The sequence below is a fragment of the Faecalibacterium sp. BCRC 81149 genome, assembly GCF_022750605.1.
In the GTDB taxonomy this organism is placed as follows: domain Bacteria; phylum Bacillota; class Clostridia; order Oscillospirales; family Ruminococcaceae; genus Faecalibacterium; species Faecalibacterium duncaniae.
In genome coordinates, this window is sequence record NZ_QXJA01000010.1 from 91494 (window position 1) to 113177 (window position 21684).

At 59.5% G+C, this 21684-nt stretch carries 21 protein-coding genes; 11 read left to right on the top strand and 10 right to left on the bottom strand.

Going from position 1 to position 21684, the window contains the following annotated elements:
- Positions 1–145: 145 nt before the first annotated feature.
- The 8 genes from D3F01_RS11480 (at position 146) to uvrC (ending at position 6921) form a co-directional block, all read left to right on the top strand.
- Positions 146–529, top strand: a complete 384-nt coding sequence (locus D3F01_RS11480; RefSeq protein ID WP_035394754.1) for a sigma factor-like helix-turn-helix DNA-binding protein — start codon at positions 146–148, stop codon at positions 527–529.
- A gap of 31 nt (positions 530–560) precedes the next feature.
- Positions 561–1916 carry a signal recognition particle protein gene (gene ffh, locus D3F01_RS11485; RefSeq protein ID WP_242888846.1) on the top strand — a complete coding sequence of 452 codons (1356 nt, stop codon included), beginning with the start codon at positions 561–563 and terminating at the stop codon, positions 1914–1916.
- Positions 1917–2002: 86 nt separating this feature from the next.
- The gene (rpsP, locus tag D3F01_RS11490) at positions 2003–2245 is read left to right on the top strand and encodes a 30S ribosomal protein S16 (RefSeq protein ID WP_035394752.1); all 243 of its coding nucleotides are present in this window, start codon (positions 2003–2005) and stop codon (positions 2243–2245) included.
- Between the two features lie 16 nt (positions 2246–2261).
- Entirely contained in the window at positions 2262–2495 is a 234-nt protein-coding gene (locus D3F01_RS11495) for a KH domain-containing protein (RefSeq protein WP_005934928.1), read from the top strand.
- Positions 2496–2707: 212 nt separating this feature from the next.
- Positions 2708–3244, top strand: coding sequence for a ribosome maturation factor RimM (rimM, locus tag D3F01_RS11500; RefSeq protein WP_097771496.1), 537 nt, complete (start codon positions 2708–2710; stop codon positions 3242–3244).
- Between the two features lie 3 nt (positions 3245–3247).
- Entirely contained in the window at positions 3248–4480 is a 1233-nt protein-coding gene (gene trmD, locus D3F01_RS11505; RefSeq protein WP_242888847.1) for a tRNA (guanosine(37)-N1)-methyltransferase TrmD, read from the top strand.
- A gap of 260 nt (positions 4481–4740) precedes the next feature.
- Positions 4741–5004, top strand: a complete 264-nt coding sequence (locus D3F01_RS11510; protein WP_005920365.1) for an HPr family phosphocarrier protein — start codon at positions 4741–4743, stop codon at positions 5002–5004.
- 69 nt (positions 5005–5073) lie between these two features.
- Complete coding sequence (gene uvrC, locus D3F01_RS11515; RefSeq protein WP_242888850.1) at positions 5074–6921, top strand: excinuclease ABC subunit UvrC; 1848 nt, start codon at positions 5074–5076, stop codon at positions 6919–6921.
- Between the two features lie 54 nt (positions 6922–6975).
- On the opposite strand, the gene D3F01_RS11520 is transcribed toward uvrC, so the two are convergent.
- The 3 genes from D3F01_RS11520 to D3F01_RS11530 form a co-directional block, all read right to left on the bottom strand.
- Entirely contained in the window at positions 6976–7824 is an 849-nt protein-coding gene (locus tag D3F01_RS11520) for a transporter substrate-binding domain-containing protein (RefSeq protein ID WP_242888851.1), read from the bottom strand.
- Between the two features lie 158 nt (positions 7825–7982).
- On the bottom strand, positions 7983–8798 hold the full coding sequence (locus D3F01_RS11525) for an amino acid ABC transporter ATP-binding protein (protein ID WP_117476736.1): 816 nt from the start codon (positions 8796–8798) through the stop codon (positions 7983–7985).
- Positions 8799–8814: 16 nt separating this feature from the next.
- A complete protein-coding gene (locus D3F01_RS11530; protein ID WP_005931789.1) occupies positions 8815–9498 on the bottom strand; it encodes an amino acid ABC transporter permease in 684 nt (227 codons plus the stop codon).
- Between the two features lie 316 nt (positions 9499–9814).
- On the opposite strand from D3F01_RS11530, the gene D3F01_RS11535 reads away from it, so the two are divergent.
- Positions 9815–10843 (top strand): NAD(P)H-dependent glycerol-3-phosphate dehydrogenase, encoded by a 1029-nt coding sequence (locus D3F01_RS11535; RefSeq protein ID WP_117535829.1) that lies wholly within the window; start codon positions 9815–9817, stop codon positions 10841–10843.
- A 166-nt stretch (positions 10844–11009) separates the two neighbouring features.
- Here the strand turns inward: D3F01_RS11535 and D3F01_RS11540 are convergent, their stop codons facing one another.
- The 7 genes from D3F01_RS11540 to coaBC form a co-directional block, all read right to left on the bottom strand.
- Positions 11010–12065, bottom strand: coding sequence for a GDSL-type esterase/lipase family protein (locus D3F01_RS11540; protein WP_242888853.1), 1056 nt, complete (start codon positions 12063–12065; stop codon positions 11010–11012).
- A 15-nt stretch (positions 12066–12080) separates the two neighbouring features.
- Complete coding sequence (locus D3F01_RS11545; protein ID WP_242888855.1) at positions 12081–13814, bottom strand: class I adenylate-forming enzyme family protein; 1734 nt, start codon at positions 13812–13814, stop codon at positions 12081–12083.
- A 183-nt stretch (positions 13815–13997) separates the two neighbouring features.
- A complete protein-coding gene (locus D3F01_RS11550; RefSeq protein WP_242888856.1) occupies positions 13998–15023 on the bottom strand; it encodes an ATP-binding cassette domain-containing protein in 1026 nt (341 codons plus the stop codon).
- Entirely contained in the window at positions 15016–16077 is a 1062-nt protein-coding gene (locus D3F01_RS11555) for an ABC transporter ATP-binding protein (protein ID WP_097771486.1), read from the bottom strand. Before D3F01_RS11555 ends, D3F01_RS11550 begins: the two co-directional genes overlap by 8 nt.
- 13 nt (positions 16078–16090) lie before the next feature.
- Positions 16091–17122: an ABC transporter permease gene (locus tag D3F01_RS11560; protein ID WP_097771485.1), complete on the bottom strand. Its 1032-nt coding sequence runs from the start codon at positions 17120–17122 to the stop codon at positions 16091–16093.
- Positions 17122–18063 carry an ABC transporter permease gene (locus D3F01_RS11565; RefSeq protein WP_242888858.1) on the bottom strand — a complete coding sequence of 314 codons (942 nt, stop codon included), beginning with the start codon at positions 18061–18063 and terminating at the stop codon, positions 17122–17124. The genes D3F01_RS11560 and D3F01_RS11565 overlap by 1 nt, the downstream gene beginning before the upstream one ends.
- A 205-nt stretch (positions 18064–18268) precedes the next feature.
- Entirely contained in the window at positions 18269–19465 is a 1197-nt protein-coding gene (gene coaBC, locus D3F01_RS11570; RefSeq protein ID WP_005931764.1) for a bifunctional phosphopantothenoylcysteine decarboxylase/phosphopantothenate--cysteine ligase CoaBC, read from the bottom strand.
- 251 nt (positions 19466–19716) lie between these two features.
- Between coaBC and D3F01_RS11575 the strand changes: the two genes are divergently transcribed.
- Both D3F01_RS11575 and D3F01_RS11580 read left to right on the top strand, forming a co-directional pair.
- The gene (locus D3F01_RS11575) at positions 19717–20604 is read left to right on the top strand and encodes a type III pantothenate kinase (RefSeq protein ID WP_005931758.1); all 888 of its coding nucleotides are present in this window, start codon (positions 19717–19719) and stop codon (positions 20602–20604) included.
- Positions 20605–20628: 24 nt separating this feature from the next.
- Positions 20629–21612, top strand: a complete 984-nt coding sequence (locus D3F01_RS11580; protein WP_242888859.1) for a Gfo/Idh/MocA family oxidoreductase — start codon at positions 20629–20631, stop codon at positions 21610–21612.
- The last annotated feature ends 72 nt before the right edge of the window (positions 21613–21684 follow it).

A 21684-nucleotide genomic window follows, 5' to 3' on the forward strand; every position in this document is an offset into this window, starting at 1 on the left:
CGCAATTGGACAAAATGGAGAAAAAACTGCCGAAAAATCAGCAGAGTGATGGAAAAAAGCCTTGACAAGGAAAAGAATGTCTGCTATACTCCGTATGTAAAGCAAATAAACTTTACAACAAATGGAGGTCAGGGCAGAACGCATCATGGCAAAAGACTTTGAAATGGGCTATCTGCTCGATTTTTATGGCGAGGTGCTCACGCCCAAGCAGCGCGAGATGCTGAACCAGTATTACAACGACGACCTCTCCCTCAGTGAGATCGGGGAAAATTTCGGGATCACCCGTCAGGGCGCACGGGATGCCATCAAGCATGGCGAGACCACCCTGAAAGAGCTGGAAGCCAAGGTGGGCTTTGCAGGCCGCTACCGCCGGGTGCAGGAAAAGCTGGAGGAGCTGGAACAGCTGGTCATTGACGCGCGGTTCGAGTGCACCGGCCCCTATGCCAGGCTCACCACCACTGAGTATGCAGCAACGCTGAACAAGATGCTGGGGCTGATCCGCTCCATCGACGAAGTCAACGAGAGCTGACACCATTACTAATTTGAGAGGAGCACCGAACATGGCATTTGAATCTTTGACCGACCGCCTTGCCGGTGTGTTCAAAAAACTGCGCGGCCACGGCAAGCTGACCGAGGGCGATATCAAAGCCGCCATGCGCGAGGTGCGGATGGCCCTGCTGGAAGCCGATGTCAACTACAAGGTTGCCAAGGATTTCTGTGCCAAGGTCTCCGAGCGCGCCATGGGTCAGGAGGTCATGGAGAGCCTGACCCCCGCCCAGCAGGTGGTCAAGATCGTTAACGAAGAACTCGTAGCCCTGATGGGCGGCGAGGAAGCCCCCCGCCTGATCGTCAAGAACAAGGGTCAGACCATCATCATGCTCTGCGGCCTGCAGGGCAACGGTAAAACGACCCACGCAGCCAAGCTTGCCAAATACTTTATCAAGCAGGGCCGCCGCCCCATGCTGGTGGCCTGCGATATCTACCGCCCTGCCGCCATCGACCAGCTGCAGGTGGTGGGCGGGCAGGCAGGTGCGCCGGTGTTCACGCTGCCGGGTGCCAAGCCCCCGGAAATCGCCCGCAAGGCGCTGGCCCACGCCAGGGATTACGGCAACGACATTGTGATCCTGGATACCGCCGGCCGTCTGCAGATCGACGAGGTCCTGATGCAGGAGCTCGTGCAGATCAAGGAAGCTGTCCCCGTGGACGAAACACTGCTGGTGGTGGATGCCATGGCAGGCCAGGATGCTGTGAACGTTGCCAAAACCTTCAACGAGACGGTGGGCATCGACGGCATCATCCTGACCAAGACCGATGGCGATACCCGCGGCGGTGCGGCACTTTCGGTGCTGAGCGTCACCGGCAAGCCCATCAAGTTCCAGGGCACCGGCGAAAAGCTGGACGATCTGGAAGTGTTCCATCCCTCCCGCATGGCCAGCCGCATCCTGGGCATGGGCGATGTGCTGAGCCTCATTGAGAAGGCACAGGATGCCGCCGATGAAAAGGCCGCAGAAGAGACCGCCCGGCGGATGATGGAAAACAAGTTCGATATGAACGACATGCTGGCCCAGTTTGCGCAGATCCGCAAGATGGGCGGTGCAGGTGCCATGCTGAGCATGATGCCCGGTATGTCCGGCATTGATGCCAGCCAAGTCGACGAGAAAGCCTTTGACCGCATCGAGGCCATGATCTATTCCATGACCAGGGAAGAGCGTGAAAAGCCCTCCATCATCAACCCCAAGCGCAAGCGCCGCATTGCAGCGGGCAGCGGCACCCGGGTGGAGGATGTCAACAAGCTGCTCAAGCAGTTTGAGATGATGCAGAAGATGATGAAGCAGTTCAAGAAGAGCCCCAAGGGCTTTGCCCGCCGCCTGGGCGGCATGATGGGCAACCCCAATGCCTTCCGCGGTTTCAAATAACAATGGTATACACCCCGCAGGGGTTGTACAGATAGATTTAATCAAACCCCGAACCGGGGCACAAACATTTTTGGAGGATATTTACCATGGCAGTTAAGATTCGTCTGCGCCGCGTTGGCGCTAAGAAGGCTCCCTTCTATCGTGTTGTTGTTGCTGACAGCCGCTTCCCCCGCGACGGCCGTTTCATCGAGGAGATCGGCACCTACGATCCCAACCAGGAGCCCTCTGAGGTGAAGATCGACGCTGAGAAGGCCAAGGCCTGGATCGCCAACGGCGCACAGCCCACCGATACCGTCCGCGTTCTGCTGAAGAAGTCCAACATTCTGTAAGTAGGAGGGCTGACTCATGCAGGAGCTGTTGCTGGCAGTTGCCCGCGGTCTCGTGGAGGACAAGGAAGCCGTCAAGGTCACGGTGGACGAGCCCCGCGAGGACGGCACCATCGTCTACCACCTGAGCGTGGCAGAGGGAGATATGGGCCGTGTCATCGGCAAGCAGGGCCGGATCGCAAAAGCCATTCGTGTGGTGATGCGCGCGGCTGCTGTGCGGGTCGATGAAAAGGTCCTTGTTGAGATCGACTGAGCACCCTACGGGCCCTTTGCCGCAAGGCAAGGGGCCTTTTTGTATTATTAGGCAGCTCGCCCTCTCAGGCCGCTTCGCGTCCAGCTCCCCCAAAGGGGGAGCCCTTGGCAAAACCAGAAACTTTGTGGTGACTGCCAAGGCCTCTCCCCTCGGGAAAGGTGGCATTGCGTAGCAATGACGGAGAGGGTGAGGATGCTAAAGGAGTAAAAGCAATGCAGAAATACTTGGAAGCCGGCAAGGTGGTAACCACTCACGGTGTGCGCGGCGAGATGAAGCTGGAGCTGTGGTGTGACGGCGTGGCCTTTCTGAAAAAGGTGGGCCGTCTGTACACCACCCCCCAGGGCGGCAGGTGCTACAAGATCACCTCCATCCGCCCCCAGGGGCAGATGGCCCTGCTCCAGCTGGAAGGGGTTAGCGATATGGATGCCGCCCGTGCCCTGCGGGGGCAGGTGTTCTACTTTGACCGTGACGATGCCACCCTGCCTGCGGGCAAGTGGTATGTGGCCGACCTCATCGGGTGTGAAGTGCGGGATGCCGATACCGGCAAGGTGTACGGCGTGGTGACCAGCGTGGACCACCCCGGCGCACAGGATATCTACACCGTCAAGGCCCCCGGCGGCAAGGAATATATGTTCCCCGGGGTGGATGCCTTTTTGAAAGAGCGCAACCCGCCGGAGGGCTATCTCCTTGTCACTCCCATCCCGGGCCTGCTGGATGACGATTTTGACAGTGAGCGGGAGGAGGAGTGAGCCATGGGGATGCGTGTGGACATCGTGACCCTTTTCCCGGAGATGTGCCAGCAGGTGCTGGATTCCAGCATCATCGGCCGCGCCGCCAAAAAGGGATATATTGAGACCCACTGCCACCAGATCCGGGACTACACCCTGAATAAACAGAAGCAGACCGACGACTATCCCTATGGCGGCGGCTGCGGCATGGTGCTCTATGCCCAGCCCATTGCCGACTGCCTGCGGGCAGTCCAGAAGGAAGTGCAGGAACAGGGACGGCCTGCGCCGCATATAGTATTCCTGACGGCAGGTGGGCAGCGCTATACCGAGGAGCACGCCCGGCGGCTGGCCCAGTACGACAACCTGACCCTGGTCTGCGGCCACTACGAGGGCATTGATGAGCGCGTGATCGATGCCTTTGCGGACGAGGAGATCTCCATCGGCGATTATATCCTCACCGGCGGTGAGCTGGCCAGCCTGGTGGTGGCAGACAGCGTCCTCCGCCTGAAACCCGGCGTTCTGGCCGAGCAGAAGGGCTACGAGGAGGAGAGCTACTGGGACGGCCTGCTGGAGTACCCCCAGTACACCCGGCCCGAGGTCTGGGAGGGCCGTGCTGTACCGCCTGTCCTGCTGGAGGGCAACCACCAGAAGATCGATGCCTGGCGGGGGCAGCAGAGCCGGGAGCGCACCCGTCTGCGCCGCTCGGAGCTCTACGAGCAGTGGTGTGAGACCCATCCTCTGACCGAGATCCCCAAGTGGAAGCGGGGCGAGAATGTCCGGCTGGTCAAGACCGCCGAGCAGATGGAGGCTGCCGCAAAGCTGTTTGCGGAGGGCCGCCGGAGCATTTGTGCCGGGGGCTGGGTGCAGGAAGCGCTGGATGCCCTGACCCCGGAGATGTTCCTGCCGCAGCTGCAGCAGGAAAAGCAGGAAGGCTGGGTCTGCTACCTCCACTATACCAAGGATGTGCCGGATGCCACGGTCAGCGTACACCACAAGACCGGGCAGGTGGAGCACCTTTTTGTGACGGAGAGCGCCCGGGGCAGGGGCATCGGCCAGAAGATGCTGGATTTCGCCCGGAAGAAGCTGCCGGAGCATGAGCACCCGGTGCTTACGGTGCTGAACACCAACACCCGGGCACTGGCTCTTTACCGCCGCATGGGCTGGCAGGTAGTGGGCGCAAAGGAGAAATTCGACCCGGCCAAAGACCCGCTGGTGGTGCGCCCCAGTCAGGTGCTGGAAATGCGCTATCAGGGCTGAAAACAGGGTCGAACGGGCCGGGAAACTGTCGAAGGTCGAAAAAATGTTGAAAACTTTTGTATTACCCGGCCAACACTGGGGGAATAATTTTGTTATCTTTGTATAAAAGGCGAAAAAGACCCCCCTCATCATTGGGAAAACCGCCAAAAATGCGTTCTGGGGCTGTACATTGGTTTCGGCTTGCGCTAAAATAGGTACAACGCAACAGGCAAGAAACAAATCGAATTCCCGAGAACGATAATAGATAGGAGCGTTTTACTATGTACGTCAAAGAAGTTACCGTTGAAAATCAGGTTGGTCTGCACGCTCGTCCGGCTACCTTCTTTATCCAGAAGGCTAACGAGTTCAAGTCTTCCATCTGGGTCGAGAAGGAAGAGCGCCGTGTGAACGCTAAGAGCCTGCTGGGCGTTCTGTCTCTGGGCATCGTGGGCGGCACCACCATCCGCATCATCGCTGACGGCGCAGACGAGCAGGCTGCTGTTGATGGCCTGATCAAGCTGGTCGAGTCTGGCTTTGCAGAGTAATTCGAGCCTTTGATTTTTGAGGCGGCGGGATGTTTTTCCTGCCGCTTTTTGTTTTACCAAGGAGCTGCCATGACCAAAGCAGAACTGTATCAGAAAGCCTGTATGCTGCCGCTTTTGCCCGGTGTGTATATCATCCGGGACAAAAGCGATACCATCATCTATATCGGCAAAGCCAAGCGCTTGCGCATCCGGGTGAGCCAGTATTTCCGCGAGGGCGTGCCCCACGACAACAAGGTCAGCCAGATGATCGCCCACGCCTATGCGTTTGATGTCATCGTCTGCCAGAGCGAGTTCGAGGCGCTGGTGCTGGAAGCCAGCCAGATCAAGGCGCACACCCCCAAATACAATATCCTGCTGAAGGATGACAAGGGCTACAGCTATATCAAGGTGACCCGGGAAGCCTGGCCCCGGCTTTCCTTCGTGCTGCAAAAGGAGGAGGACGATGCTGAATACATCGGCCCCTATACCTCGTCCTTTGCGGCCCGGCAGATGGCCGAGACCGCGCTGGATGCCTTTTTGCTGCCCCGGTGCAGCAAGCGGTTCCCCCAGGATATCGGCAAGGGGCGGCCCTGCCTGAATGCCCATATCGGCAAGTGCATGGCCGTGTGCAGCGGCAAGATCAGCTGCGAGGACTACAATCAGGCCGTGAAAAACGCGGTGCATCTGATCCGGTACGGAAAAAAGGATATTCTAAAGACCCTGAACGAGCGGATGATGGAAGCCTCTGACCGGCTGGAATTTGAGACAGCGGCCCTCCTCCGGGACCAGATCAATGCCATCACCAAGGTGACAGCGGGCCAGAAGGTCGTGGTGGACCCGGAGGTGGAGATGGATGTGGTGGCGCTGGCCGGTACCCCCAGCAGTGTCTGCGCGGCAGTCCTGCGCTTCCGGGAGGGGCGGCTGACCGATAAGCGGGAGTTCCTTTTCCACGATACGGCAGATATTGCCGCCGTGCGGGAGGAGTTTCTGCCCCGGTATTATCTGGACGATGAGCAGATCCCAAAGATCATTGCCGTAGACGAGCTGCCGCCGGACAGCGAAGTGCTGCAGCAGGCCCTGAACGAAAAGCGGGGCAGTGAGGTGCAGCTCTATGTGCCCAAGCGGGGCGATAAGGCCCATCTGGTGGAGATGGCCCACACCAACGCGGTGGAACGGCTGGCCCGGGAGAGCGGCCGCTACGCCCGTGAGGAAAAGCTGCTGGATGAGATGGCGCAGGTGCTGGGGCTTTCCAAGCCGCCGCGCACCATTGAGAGCTACGATATCTCCAACTGGGGCGATGGCACCAGCGTCTGCGGCATGGTCACCTTCCGGGATGGCAAGCCCTACAAAGCCGGATATCGGAAGTTCCGGATGAAGACCGTGCTGGGGACAGACGACTACGCTTCGCTGGCCGAGACGGTGTCCCGGCGGGCGGCAGAGTATGAGAAATACGCCGCGCTGGCCGCACAGGGGCAGGGCAGCGATAATTATTTCGGGCAGAAGCCGGATCTGCTGCTGATGGATGGCGGTCGGGGGCAGGTCAGCGCGGCCAAGGCGGCACTGGCAGGCACTTCGCTGGCCGATGTGCCCCTTTACGGCATGGTCAAGGATGACCATCACCGCACCCGTGCCATCGTGGACAGTGAGGGCCGGGAAATCGCCATCAATATGAACCGGGGGACTTTCACCTTTATCACGGCCATCCAGGACGAGACCCACCGCTTTGCCAATGCCTACCGCAAGCAGCAGATGCGGAAGAAGAGCTATTCCTCCACCCTGACCGAGGTGCCCGGCGTGGGTCCCAAAACGGCCAAGGCCCTGATGACACAGTTCAAGAGTGTGGGTGCTGTGCGGGAGGCCACCCCCGACCAGCTGGAAAATACCCCCGGTGTGGGCCCCCAGCTGGCACAGACCATCTATGATTATTTTCACGCATAACAAAAAGAGGGCGGCTGCATCGGCAGCCGCCCTCCTGGCGTATTCAGGGAAAGATCAATTCTCAGAGGAGATATCCTGACCGAAGTACTTCTCGCTCAGCTCCTTCAGGGTGCCGTCGGCGCGCAGCTCATCGATGGCGTTGTTGACGGCTTCCAGCAGGGTGGCGCTGTTGTCGCCCTTGCGCAGGGGGATGGCAACGTGGGAGGCATCCTCAGTCTGGGCCACGATCTTAAAGTCGGCATCCGGATGGACGTTCAGGTAATCGTAGAAGGAGACATCCGCATTCAGGGTCGCGTCAATGCGTCCGGCAGACAGCAGCTGGATGGTTTCCTCCAGGGTGTCGATGCCCTGCACGGTGGCACCGTAGCTCTCAGCCAGCTCCATGTAGGTGGAAGCCAGGCTGTTGGCAGTGGTCTTGCCCTTCAGGTCCTCAAAGGTCTTGATCTCGTCGTTGTCCTTGCGGACGGCCAGAGCGGTGTGGATGTAACCGTAGGGAGTGGTGAAATCATAAGTCAGGGCGCGCTCGTCGGTGACCTCCACGCCGTTGCAGACCATGTCAAAGCGTCCAGCGTCCAGACCGGCGAACAGGCTGTCCCAATCGCTCTCCACATACTCCGGCTCCACGCCCAGCTTTTCGGCAATGGCGCGGGAGACCTCCACATCATAGCCCACCAGAGTGTCGCTCTCGTCATGGTAGCTCCAGGGCTGCCATGCGCCCTCCAGTGCCACGATCAGCTTGCCACTGGCCTGAATGGCAGCCAGCTGGTCAGCAGAGGAACCGGCAGCAGAGGATGCACCGGAGCTTGCGGCGGTGGAGGTGCTGCTGTTGGAGCAGCCGGACAGGGCCAGAACGCCGGCAGCGGCCATGACACTCATCATCGAAATAAAAGTTCTGCGCTTCATAGTTAAGATCCTTTCATAGAAAAAGCTGTATCAAAAGGACGGCGGGGAGTTTCCTAAGCAAATGTTCCGCTGGGGTGGGACCCTGTTGCCGCAGGCAATAGGGCGGGCGATGGAATGGCCCGAAGCATTTGCGTGGAAAGCTCCCCGTCGTCTGTTCCTTATGCTGTATGCTCGATCTTCCGCAGGAACTCCCGGGTCCGCTCCTCGCGGGGGTGGGCAAAGAATTCGTGGGAAGGGGCCTGCTCCACCACCACGCCGTTCTCCATGAACACGGTCTTGGAGGAGACGTTGCGGGCAAAGCCCATCTCGTGGGTGACCACCAGCATGGTCATGCCCTCTTCGGCCAGCTTCCGCATGACAGAGAGCACCTCGCCGGTCAGCTCCGGGTCAAGGGCACTGGTGGGCTCGTCAAAGTAAATGATCTCCGGGTCGGTGGCAAGGGCGCGGGCAATGGCAACGCGCTGCTGCTGTCCGCCGGAAAGCTGGCGGGGATAGTAGTCGGCCCGGTCGGCCAGACCGACCTTTTCCAGCATCCGTCTGCCGATCTCGTCTGCCTGCTCTTTGGGCATCCTGCGGGCAACGATCAGGCCCTCGGTCACATTCTGCAGGGCGGTCTTGTTCCGGAACAGGTTGTAGTTCTGGAACACAAAGGCTGTTTTTTTGCGCAGGCGGGCAATGTCGGCCCGGGAGATCCTGCCAAGATCGAAGGATTCGCCGTCGAACACCAGAGTGCCGCTGTCAGCGGTCTCCAGAAAGTTCAGGCAGCGCAGCAGGGTGGTCTTGCCGGAGCCGGAAGGGCCCAGAATGGCAACAACATCTCCCTTTTCCACACTCAGGTCCACGCCGTTCAGGACGTGCAGCGCGCTGCGCACCCGGCGGGCATTGCCGCGCGGGAAAGGCCCGATGTGGAAGCGGGGCTTGTCATCGTAGGTGTAAAATGTTTTGTGGATGTCTTTGATCTCTAACATGGCCATACCGTCCACCCCTTTCTCACTGGAAGCCGTGTGCGTTCAGCTGCCGCTCCACCAGTGCCTGCAGCTTGGTGATGATGGTGCAGAACAGCAGGTAGACCACGGCCACTTCGCAGTAGATGGGCAGGAAAATGTAGGTGCGGGCTGCCACACGCTGCCCTGCCATGAACAACTCTGCCACCGTGATGTTGGAGGCCAGAGAGGTGTCCTTGATCATGCTGATGAGGGAGTTGGACAGGGAGGGCACGGCAGTGCGCAGGGCCTGCGGCAGAACGATGCGGCGCATGATCTGCCACCAGGTCATGCCCACGCAGGAACCGGCCTCCAGCTGGCCCTGGGGCACGCTTTCCAGCGCGCCGCGCATGGTCTCGGCGCAGTAGGCACCCTCGTTGAAGGCAAAGGCGATGACGGCTGCCGGAAAAGCATCCAGCATGATGCCCAGGCTGGGCAGGCCGTAGAAGATGATGAACAGCTGCACCAGCAGCGGCGTGCCCCGGATGACCCAGATGTAGAACCGGGCGATCTGGCGCAGCACCGGAACATTGGCGTACTGCACCAGCGCAACAGCCACTGCAATGACCATGGCAAGGCTGAAGGAGATCAGGGTCAGGGGAATGGTCATGGTCAGGCCTGCCGTCAGGATGCGGGGCAAGGCCTCCCACAGCACGCTGACCGTGCGGTTGGTAAGAAGTGCTTCAAACATGTTTTTCTTCCTTATTGACAAAAAACGGTGGAATATCTTTAGGATACACCTTAAACTATGGTTCAGGTCAAGAGCATATCCTACAATTCCTACCAAAATACTATAGCATGAAATGGAGATAAGTGCAATCCATTGGCGAAAATCCTTCACTCTGGCCAAAAACAAAAGAAAACACGGATTAACTTTGTGCAGACTGGCAAGGAGTTGACGCGGTACGATGTTTCGTGTAAAATGGAATCAGACAGGCCCCGTGCAGGAAGCGCGGGGAACAGGCCGGGCACACAAGCAGCCCGGCGCATACGGAGGACAAAACACAATGAAGCATAAAATTGGTATTCTGGGTGCAGGCACCTGGGGCATGGCTCTGGCGCGGATGCTGACGGTGAGCGGCAATGACGTGACCGTGTGGTCGGCGCTGGAACAGGAGATCGACAACCTTTCCACCACCCGGGTCCACCCCAATCTGCCCGGCATGACCATTCCGGCAGAGATGAAGTTCACCAAGAGCGTGGAAGAGGTGTGCACGGACAAGGAGATCCTGCTGTTCGCGGTGCCGTCGGTGTTCGTGCGCTCCACCGCAGCCAAGGCCCGGCCCTTTGTGCCGGACGGTCAGATCATTGTGGACGTTGCCAAGGGCATTGAAAAGGATACCCTGTTCACCATGACGGAGATCCTGGCCGATGAGCTGGGCAAAGAGGGCGGCCCCAAGGGGGTGCGTCTGGTGGCCCTGAGCGGCCCCACCCACGCCGAAGAGGTGGCGATCGACCTGCCCACCACCATCGTTTCGGCCAGCAAGGATATGGAAGCGGCCAGATTCGTGCAGACGGTGTTCACCAACAACGTCATGCGTGTGTACACCAATGAGGACATCAAGGGTGTGGAACTCAGCGGTGCCATGAAGAACGTCATTGCGCTGGGCGTGGGCATCTCCACCGGCCTGGGCTATGGCGACAACGCCCGCGCCGCCCTCATCACCCGCGGCATTGCCGAGCTTGCCCGGCTGGGCGTGGCCATGGGCTGCAATGTCCACACCTTTGCCGGTCTGGCCGGCATCGGTGACCTGATCGTGACCGCCACCAGTATGCACAGCCGCAACAATCGGGCCGGCATCCTCATCGGCAAGGGTGAGACCCCGGAGCAGGCCGTGAAGGAGGTCGGTATGGTGGTTGAGGGTATGAACGCCCTGCCTGCCGCGCTGGAGCTTGCCGCCAAGTATCAGGTGGAAATGCCCATCGTTCAGACCGTGAACGCTGTCGTGAACAAGGGCATGAGCGCCGCCGAGGCGGTGCGCTCCCTGATGGATCGTGACCCCAAGAACGAGCTGCCCCAGGACTACGAAAAGTAATATTTTTTCATCGAGAGGGACGACCCTCTCCGTCATTGCTTCGCAATGCCACCTCTCCCGAGGGGAGAGGTTTGGTGCTGTACTTTACGGCATCAAAAAAGCTCCCCCTTTCGGGGGAGCTGGCAAAGCCGCAGGCTTTGACTGAGAGGGCTGTCCCTCTTTCATTTTACTGCTGGGCCTCGATGGCCTTGACGATCTTGTCGGCGATGTACTTGTGGCCGGAGACGGTGGGGTGGCCATCCAGCTCAGTCTGAGCAAAGGGGATGGAAACGTAGGTGGCACCGTAAACATCGGCCAGCTGCTTTTCGTAGTTGTTCAGCTTGCTGAAGTAGTTGCTCCAGCTGGGCAGCAGGGGCACGGGGTTGGTGGCACCGATGATCAGGATCTGGGCATCAGGGTTCAGCTCCTTGACGGTCGCCACGATCTGGCGCAGGTTGCTGCTGCTTTCGGGATAAGCGTTCTCGCAGATCTTGTTCATGCCGGAGAAGAACAGGTTCCAGACGGCATCTTTCTCGCTGCGGGTCAGGCTGAGCTTTTTCAGGCTCTCGTTCAGTGCGTCCTCGGTTTCCTTGCTGCTGCCGCGCAGGTTGCCGCTGAGCACGATGGAAGCCAGGTCCTCACTTTTCCAGTTAGTGGCCTCACCAAAAGAGACCACGGTGGGCACAAAAGCATCGTTGGAGCCCAGCTGGATGGAGATAACATCGGCACTTTTGATGTAATCTACAAACTCGGGGTAATTGTACTGGCAGCCGGAGAGGGTGTTCATCTCGGCCATGGTGCCGGTCCTGACCAGCTCCACCATATCCTTGCTCATCACGCCGGGCAGGCCAAGGTTGATGGCATGATCCCGGTCGAGGTTCAGGCTTTTGCCCACCTGACCCACATAGCAGGTCTCGGGGTAACCCTTGAAGTTGGAGGAAACGTCCACGCCCATCAAGTTATGTGCATATTGAACGGTAGTCAGGCCGATGCCGGCGCAGATGCTGTCGCCCAGGGCAACATAGGTGATGGAGTTGGGCTCCTTCTCTTCTTCGGTGCTGCTGGAGGTGAAGAAACAGTTCTCCTCCTCTGTGGCGGTCTGTTCAGTGGTCAGAGCGGGGTCAGCGCTCTCTTCCGGGGCGGCTGCAAAGGCCGGAACGCTCAGGACAGAGAACAGCATGGCGGCCGAAAGGGCCAGGCCAATCAGTTTCTTTTTCATGGTGTCGTCACGAATCCTTTCCAATGTGTATTATTCTGCTTAATAATCGCGGGGAGTGATCTCTTCTTCCAGCTTGCGATAATCAAATTTAGCGGCCAGTGTCAGGGGCATTTCGGGGATGATCTTGTACCCCACAGGCTGGACATATTCGGGCAGCTCCTCGATGCAGAGCTGGCGCAGCTCCTTGATGATCTGCTTGCGCTTGGCGGCGGGAACCGCAGGGTCAAGCACCAGATAGACAAAAGGCAGGCGGCCCTGCACATGATCCTTGTCGGCGCAGCCCACCACAGAGCACTGATGCACGGCGGGATGCTGGCTGACCACATTTTCGATCATGGAGGGGAACACCTTGAAGCCATCGTGGCGGATGATGAGCCGCTTGATCCGGCTGTCCAGATAGACAAAGCCGTCCTCGTCCAGATAGCCGATGTCACCGGTATGCACCCAGACCCGGCCATCTGCATGGGTGCGCAGGATGGCGGCGGTCTCGGCAGGCTTGTTGTAGTAGCCCTTCATAACGCCGGGGCCGGAGATGCACAGCTCGCCCCGCTGGCCGATGGGCAGCTCCGTGTCGGTGCCCGGCTCAAAGGCGGACACCAGCGTGTTGACCAGTGGCAGGCCCACGCTGCCGGGTTTGTTGTTCTGTCCGGCAGCAGCGGTGGCAGCAGAGGATGCCTCGGTCATACCGTAGCCCTTGGCGATGGGGAATTCCACGTTGTGGGCGGCCAGGAAGTCGTTGACCGTCTGTTCGGCACCCCGGGCGATGGCATCGCCGCCCGCGGCATAGTTGCGGATGAAGGAGAGATCCTTGTTCTGCAGCTTGGGGTCAACAGCCAGCTGCTGGTAGTGGGAGGGCACGCCGAACATGTGTTCGGGCTTGTACTTCCAGATCAGGCTGCCCAGCTTATTGGGGTCGAGGTTGGGGACGATGACCACCTTGATGCCCAGCGTCAGCGGCAGATGTACGCCGCAGGCAAAGCCGTAGGCAATGAAGGGGGGCATGATGTTCAGCAGGGACTGACCCTTGGAAAACAGCGTGTCGCAGGCAGAGAACTGCATGGCGATGCCGTTGAAGTTGTTATCGGTCAGCATCACGCCCTTGGGGGAGCCGGTGGTGCCGCCGGTGTGCACCACCACGCAGGCATGCTCCGGGTCATAGGGTTCTGCGGCAATGCTCTCGTCCTTCCCGGCAGCAAGGAACTGCTTCCAGTGGATGACATTGGAGTGATACTTGTTCTTGTCGAGATTCTGGACCTTGTAACCCAGCGCCAGAGGCAGCGGCAGGGAGTCGGCCGGGGAGAGCACCACCACATGCTCCACATGGGTGCGCTTGGCAGCCTGATGGCAGCGCTCATACACCACATTCAGGCAGATCAGCAGGTGGGAATCCACCTCTTCAATGTACTCACGGATGCCCTCCACACTGTAACGGGGATCCACCAGGTTCAGAGTCGCGCCGATCATGTCGGCGGCATAGAACGCAAAGATGATCTCCGGGGTCATCACGCTGACCACAGTGGCGATATCGCCCTTTTTCAGGCCCGCGGCCCGCAGGGCGGCAGCTGTCTTTTTGACGTTGACGATAAAATCAGCGTAGGTGAACTTGCGGCCATAGTATTCCAGTGCGGTCTCGCCCAGCCGGTTCTTGTTCTGCCGGCAGACCAGCTCAAACGCCGTGCAGGCGGGCATGGTCTGGTCAATGTACTTCTGATCGTAGAATTTCAGCCAGGGACGTGCCTGGGAAGCATAGATCGGGGTGTTGGATGTTGTCATAAATTGTCCTTTGTCCTTTGAGCAGTCACTGCACCCGCAGCCGGGGCAGCTGGATTCAATGGGGTCTTAAATTTCGTCCGTTTGTCAAAAACAACACAATACGTACAAGAGCTATTGTAGTAGAGCAGGGTGGAAATGTCAAGAAACAAAGGGCGAACTTTGTCAAAAAACGCAAGAGAAAGTTTACATTTCAGCCAGCCAGTCTTTGGCCTCCTGCTCGCTGCAGAGCACCCAGTGGCTGGGGCGCAGCTCCCGCCACTGGGGGGCCTCCTGCGTGTAATCGTGCATGGCAGGGTCGTAGACCAGCAGCTTTTTCTTCCGCTCCAGCCTGGGGTTGGGCATGGGGATGGCGGAGAGCAGGCTGCGGGTGTAGGGGTGGATGGCATGGGTCACCAGCTCTTCCGCATCGGCCAGCTCCACGATATCGCCCTTGTGGATGACGGCGATGCGGTCCGAAATGTACCGCATGACCGAGAGGTCGTGGGCGATGAACAGGTAGGTGATGCCGCGCTCCTTCTGCAGATGGCGCAGCAGGTTGAGCACCTGGGCGCGGATGGACATATCCAGAGCCGAGATGGGTTCGTCGGCAATGATGAACTCAGGCTCCACGATCAGGGCGCGGGCAATGCCGATGCGCTGGCGCTGGCCGCCGGAGAACTCATGGGGGAAACGGGAAGCGAATTCAGGCAGCAGGCCCACATCCAGCAGTGCCTGCCGGACCTTCTCCTCCCGCTGGGCGGCGGTCAGGTCGGGCCGGACATTCTGCAGGCCCTCGCCCACGATGTAGCTGACCTTGGCGCGCTCGTTCAGGGAGGACTGCGGGTCCTGGAAGATCATCTGGATCTCCTTGATGACCTGCTGGTCCAGCTGGCGGGAGATCTTGCCGTTGATCTTCTGGCCCTTGTACAGGACCTCGCCGCCCGAGGTGGGCAGGATGCGCATGATGGCGCGGCCGATGGTGGTCTTGCCGGAGCCGGATTCGCCCACCAGACCAAAGGTCTCGCCCTTGTAAATTTCAAAGTTGGCACGGTTCACGGCCTTGAAGGCCTTGCGGCCGGAGCCGTAGGTCACCTCGAGGTCCTTGACCTTAAGCAGGACCTGCCGGGGCGAGGCCTCTCCATCTTGCTGGCGCAAGACCTTTTTTTCGCTCGAACACTCCACTGGGGTATTCGCTGCTTCGCAAACGCGAATGTCACGATTTTCAGGCATCCTGCATCCCCTCCTCTTTCAACAGTTTGACGGCGGCGGGCGGCTCCACCTTGGGGGCCCGGGGGTCCAGCAGCCAGGTCTTGGCCTTGTGGGTGGGGCTGACCGTAAAGTAGGGCGGGCGCTTGACAAAGTCGATCTTCAGCGCCTGGGGGTTGCGGGGCGCAAAGGCATCGCCGTGGATCTCGGTGAACAGGTTCGGGGGTGTACCCTGAATGTTGAACAGATCCTCGCCCTTGATGCCCATCTGGGGCATACTGGACAGCAGCGCCCAGGTGTAGGGGTGGCGGGGGTCGTAGTAGATCTCATCGGAGGTGCCGATCTCCACGATGTCACCTGCGTACATGACGGCCACCCGGTCGGCGATGTTGGCCACCACGCCCAGATCGTGGGTGATGAGGACGATGGTCAGGTTGTACTTGACCTGCATCTCCTTGAGCAGCTGCAGGATCTGGGCCTGAATGGTCACATCCAGTGCGGTGGTGGGCTCGTCGCAGATCAGGATCTGCGGGTTGCAGGCCACCGCAATGGCAATGACGACGCGCTGGCGCATACCGCCCGAAAACTCGTGGGGATACTGCGCAAAGCGCACCTCGGGGTCGGCAATGCCCACGTCCCGCAGGTATTCAAGGGTCTTTTCCCGGGCGGCCTTGCCCTTGAGATGCTGGTGCAGCTCCACGGCCTCCATGATCTGGTCGCCGATGGTCTTCAGGGGGTTCAGGCTGGTCATGGGGTCCTGCATGATCATGGCGATCTCATGGCCCCGGACCTTCAGCCAGTCCTTCTCCTTTTTCAGGTCGGAAAGGCGGATGGGCTTGCCGTCATCGGCACCGTAATAATCAATGGTGCCCGAGGTGATGGAGCCGTTGGCATCCAGCAGGCCCATGAAGCTCTTGGTAAACACGCTCTTGCCGGAGCCGGATTCGCCCACGATGGCAAGGACTTCGCCGTGGTAGATGTCCAGGTCGATGCCGCGGATGGCATGCAGCACCTTGCCGCGCAGGTTGAATTTGATGTTGAGGTCCTTTACAGAAAGGATGAGCTGATTTTTTTCCATCTTCTGTCCCTCCTTACTGCAGGTGGTTCTTCGGGTCAGCAGCGTCCGAGAAGGCGTTGCCGATGAGGTAGAACGCAATGGTGACAAAGCTCAGGATGATGGTGGGGTAGAGCAGCTGATACCGCAGGCCCGCCTGCATCATCACCTTGCGGCCGTCGTTGATCAGGTTGCCCAGAGAGGGCGTTTCCACAGAAAGGCCCAGGCCGATATAGGTGATGAACACCTCGCTGCCGATGGCGGCGGGGATGGTCAGGGCCATGCGCAGCATGATGACCGATACCAGATAGGGCAGCAGATTGCGCAGCACGATGCGGCGGATGGGGGTGCCGATGCAGCGGGAAGCCACGTTGTAATCACGGTCGCGGATGATCAGGATCTGGTTGCGGATAAAGCGCGCCATGGCGATCCAGCCCGTGATGGACATGCCCAGGATCAGGGTCTGGATGCTGGGGGACGCAACATAGGAGATCAGGATCAGGATGATGGTGGAGGGGATGTTATCGCAGATGTTGTACAGCTCGGTGAAGAAGAAATCGAGCTGGCGGACATAGCCCCAGAGCACGCCCACCGTGATGCCCACCACGGCCTCGATGAGGGCCACGAAGAAGGCGATGGTCAGACTGGTGCGTGCACCGGCCCAGATGCGGGCCCACAGGTCCTGGCCGATGGCGTTGGAACCCCAGATAAAGCCCTCTTCCCCGGGGGCGATATTGCGAAACTGGATGCCGGTGGCAGGGTCTACCTGGCAGAGATTGGGATCTGCCTGACCGGGCAGATAGGGCTGCAAAAAGGCAAAGCCCACCACGAACACCAGTGCAATGAGCAGGGCCACGGCGATCTTATTCTTGAAGAAAGCACGGAAGGTGCTGCCCCAATAGCTGTAATTGGAGTAGGAGGTGGCCTCGGCGCGCTCCTCACTGAACCCGGCGGGGGTGAACAACTCGTCCTCGGGCAGGTCGGCCCAAGCGGCGGGGCCGTCCTTCTGCAGCTTGTTCAGGTCGTTTTCCAGAACAGCTGCCTTGTGATCTTTCATGTGGAACAGCATTATCGGCCACCTTCTTTCTTGCCAAAACTGATGCGGGGATCGATGAGCACCATGAGCAGATCGCCCAGGATCAGGCCGATGATGCCCACGCAGGCGTACAGCAGCACGATGCCCTGCACCATGGTGTTGTCGTGGCGCTGGACGCAGGTGACCAGCAGGCCGCCCATGCCGGGGATGGAATACAGGCTCTCGATGTAGATGGAGCCGACCACAGTGTTCAGGAAGGCAGAGGGAATATACTGCACCAGCGGCACCATGGCGTTGCGGAAGATGTGGCGCAGGGCGATGTTGCTCTCGCTCACGCCCTTGGCCAGCGCCAGCCGGACGTAATCCTTGTTGCTCTCGTCCACCATGTAGCGGCGCAGCCACATGGCGTAGAATGCCACGTTGCCCAGGCTCATGGAGCAGACCGGCAGCACCCAGTACCGCCAGTCGGAGGCATCAAACAGCAGGCCCACGCCCAGGGAGGTGGTGCCGTACATCTGAATATAAAGGTAATATACGGCGGCAGGCACAGCCTGAATGAGCACGATGATGGCGGTGCCGATCTTATCCGGCCAGCGGTTCTTGAACCGGCCCATCAGCAGACCCATGGGAATGCCGATGACCAGGCTCAACAGCATGGCAAACACACCCATCTGGATAGAGATGGGCAGCTTTTTGGCCAGGATGCCGGTGACCGAGGCATTTACCTTATAAATATGGCTCACGCCCAGGTCGCCGTGGAGGGCATTCCACCAGAAGCGGCCGATCTGCACCGGCAGCGGGTCCAGCAGGCCCATGGACTGCAGGCCCGCCTGGATCTGAGCCTCGGTCATTTTTTCGTAGTTTGCAAAGTAGCCTTCTACCGGCATCAGCCGCAGCAGGCAGAATACGAGCGTTACAATGACGAGCAGCGTCAGGATGGAACGCCCGATGCGTTTTGCCAGATATTTCAGCATATCTGTGCGCACCCCTCTTTCGTTTGTGGTTCCTCCGCGGACAGTGACCTGGACAGCGGATAGGAATAGAATACATCAAAATTGCACTTTTGGAAAGTGATTTGCCCGGATTTTGAAAAATGTTTTTGTAAAAGCAGGGTGAAGTGAACGTTTCTCTTACAAAAACAACCCTCTCCGCCGGGTTGACGGAGAGGGATAAAAGTTTTTATAAACCTCTGCGCTTCAAAATCTCATCCAGAATGGCATCGGCCACATCGGCCTTGCTCATCAGGGGCAGCTCCCGGGTACCGTCGGGGGTGATGAAGGTGACCACGTTGGTGTCCACCCCAAAACCGGCTCCGGCGACCTTCAGGTTGTTGGCCACCACCATGTCCAGATTCTTCCGGGTCAGCTTGGCCGTGGAGTTTTCCACCATATCCCGGGTCTCCATGGAAAAACCGCAGAGGAACTGGTGGGTCTTTTTCGGGCCGATGGTACCCAGAATGTCGGCGGTGCGCTCCACAGGGATGGAGAGGTCGCCGTCCTTTTTCTTGATCTTGTCACTTGCCACCGTCACGGGGCGGTAGTCGGCCACGGCGGCAGCCATCACCAGCACGTCCATCTCCTCAAAGCGGCTGGTCACGGCATCGTACATATCCTGCGCCGTGGTAATGGGAACATCGGTGGTGAAGCGGACCGGCGGCAGGTCGGTGTGACCGTGGATGAGGGTGACCTCCGCTCCCCGCATGGCGGCGGCCCGGGCGATGGCATAGCCCATCTTGCCGGTGGAGTGGTTGGTCAGGTAGCGCACGGGGTCCAGCGGCTCCTGCGTGGGCCCGGCGGTCACAGCGATGCGGACACCGGCCAGATCCTTGGGCCGGGCGATGGTGTGCAGGATGTACTCGATGAGCACATCCTCCTTGGGCAGGCGGCCGCTGCCCACATCCTTGCAGGCCAGCACTCCGCTCTCAGAGGGGATGACCGTGAAGCCGTAGTGCTCCAGCGTTCTGAGGTTGTCCTGCGTGATGGGGTTTTCCAGCATCCCGGTGTTCATGGCCGGGCTGACCAGCTTGGGGCACTTGGCTGCAAGCACCACGGTGGTGAGCATATCATCGGCAATGCCGTGGGCCATTTTGGCAATGACGTTGGCCGTGGCCGGTGCCACCAGAACGACATCCGCCTTTTTGGCCAGCGAGATGTGGGTGACCTCGAACTTGAAATCGCGGTCGAAGGTGTCCACCATGCATTTGTGGCCGGTCAGCGTCTCAAAGACGAGAGGGGTGATGAAATGGGTGGCGTTCTCGGTCATAATGACCTCCACGTCCGCCCCCAGCTTTTTGAGTGCGCTGGCCACATTTGCCATTTTATAGGCGGCAATACCGCCGGTAACGCCCAAAAGGACGCATTTGCCCTGCAGATCCATCCAAAAAACCTCCTGTTTTGCGGGTTTGCCTCTTTAGTATAATCCAAAATCACCGCCAGCACAACAAAATCTTTCGGTTGGGTCTTGTATCCAGCGCAAAAATGCGGTAAAATAGCTTGACTTAGAATAAAACCTCTCCGTCAAGGTCTGCGTCTTTGCAGCCTCTCCTGCCGGGAGAGGCAAGCCAACCGGCTCCTCTGGCAGGGGAGCCGGAGCAAAGCGCCTGAGAGGTTTTGCAGGAAAGGTAAAATATGATCTTAGCCATTGATATAGGCAACACCACCGTCGCCCTGGGCGGCATCAAGGACGGACGTGTATGCTTTGTGGCCCACATGGATACGGTGCGCACCCGTACCGCCGCGGAATACCGCATTGAAATGGAAAAGGTGTTTGCTCACCGCCGCCACCCGGAAAAGCCCATCCGGTTCGAGGGCGCGGTGCTGACCAGCGTAGTGCCCCAGATCACCGGGGCACTGGCTGAGTGCGCCCGCTATTACACCGGCAAAAAGCCGGTCATCGTTTCGCCGGAGATCCGCACGGGCCTGACCATGGGGGTGCCTGACCCCCATGCCGTGGGCAAGGACCGGCTGGTGGATGCCGCTTACGCCGCGGCGAACTTCCCGCTGCCGGTCATCACCGTGGATCTGGGCACTGCCACTACATTTAATGTTGTGGATGAGAACCGGGTATTCCGGGGCGGTGTGATCTGCCCGGGGCTTTCCACCGGCCTGCGGGCTCTGGGGGAGCGCTGTGCCCAGCTGCCGCAGGTGCGGCTGAGCTCCCCCAAAGCAGCCATTGGTGTGAACACTGAGAGCTGTATGCTTTCGGGCTCTGTGCTGGGCACGGCAGTTCTGCTGGACGGCATCACTCAGCGCATTGAGGAAGAGCTGGGCCGCCCGGCCACCCTGGTGGTCACGGGCGGGCTGGCAAAGTATGTCACGCCGCTCTGCCGCCATCCGCTGACCTACGACCCGGAGCTGCTGCTGAAGGGGCTGGCACTGCTGTACCAGATGAACGCCCCTCAGCCGCACTATGCCGCCGGTGGCAGGCGGCGGAACCCGAACAACAATTTCCGCCGGGGCCGCCGTCCCCGCTCCCAGCGCCGGGAACGCCGCGAGGAGAAGAACAAAAACGGCTGACGACGAAACAGGATGGAGAGAACAATGAAACTAGGGATCCTGGGCACGGGGATGATCGTGCGGGAGTTTCTGCCCTGGCTGGCAGGGCCGGACTGCCCCTTTACGGTGCAGGCACTCTGCAGCACCCAGCGCAGTGCGCCGGTGGCCGACGAGATGTGCGAACAGTACGGCATTCCCCAGCGCACCACGAACTATTTTGAATTATTGCAGTGGGTGGATGTGATCTATCTGGCCGTGCCCAACCTGCAGCATTACCGCTATGCCAAGGTGGCGCTGGAAGCGGGGAAGCATGTCATTGTGGAAAAGCCCATGGCCTGCACCGCTGCCCAGACCGAGGAGCTGGCGGCGCTGGCCCGCCGCAAAAAGGTGTTCCTGTTTGAGGCCATGACCACCCAGTACCTCGAAAACTACAACAAGATCCGGGAGCTGCTGCCCCGCATCGGCAGGGTGAAGCTGGTGCAGTGCAATTTCAGCCAGTATTCCAGCCGCTACGATGCCTTCTGTGCCGGGGAAACGCCGGTCTCCTTTGACCCGGAGTGTGCGGGCGGTGCCCTGATGGATCTGAATGTCTACAACATCAGCTATATCGTGGGCCTGTTCGGTGAGCCGAATCAGGTGCACTACCTGGCCAACATGGAGCGCGGCATCGACACCAGCGGTATCCTGACCATGGAGTACAACAGCTTCAAGGCAGTCAGCATGGCCGCCAAGGACTGCGGTGCGCCTGCCCGGTATGTCATCCAGGGCACAAAGGGCTATATCCTGCAGAAATCCACGGCCAACTGGTGCGGCGGCGTGACCTTCCACCCCAATCAGGGCAAGGAAGAGCACTTCAACCTGAACGGCGGCAGACCCCGGCAGGCGGCGGAGTTCCACGCCTTTGCCAGGGCCATCGAGGGCGGTGACCAGGAGCTGTGCAGCCGGATGCTGGATACCTCCGTGGCCGTCAGCCGTGTGCTGACCGTGGCCCGGCGGAGCGCCGGCATCAAATTTCCCTGTGATAAATAAGGTGGGCTTGCCCGCTTATTTATAGATTCCCTGACAGAAAAAACCAGATTTGCGCCGTATCCGACGTATAGG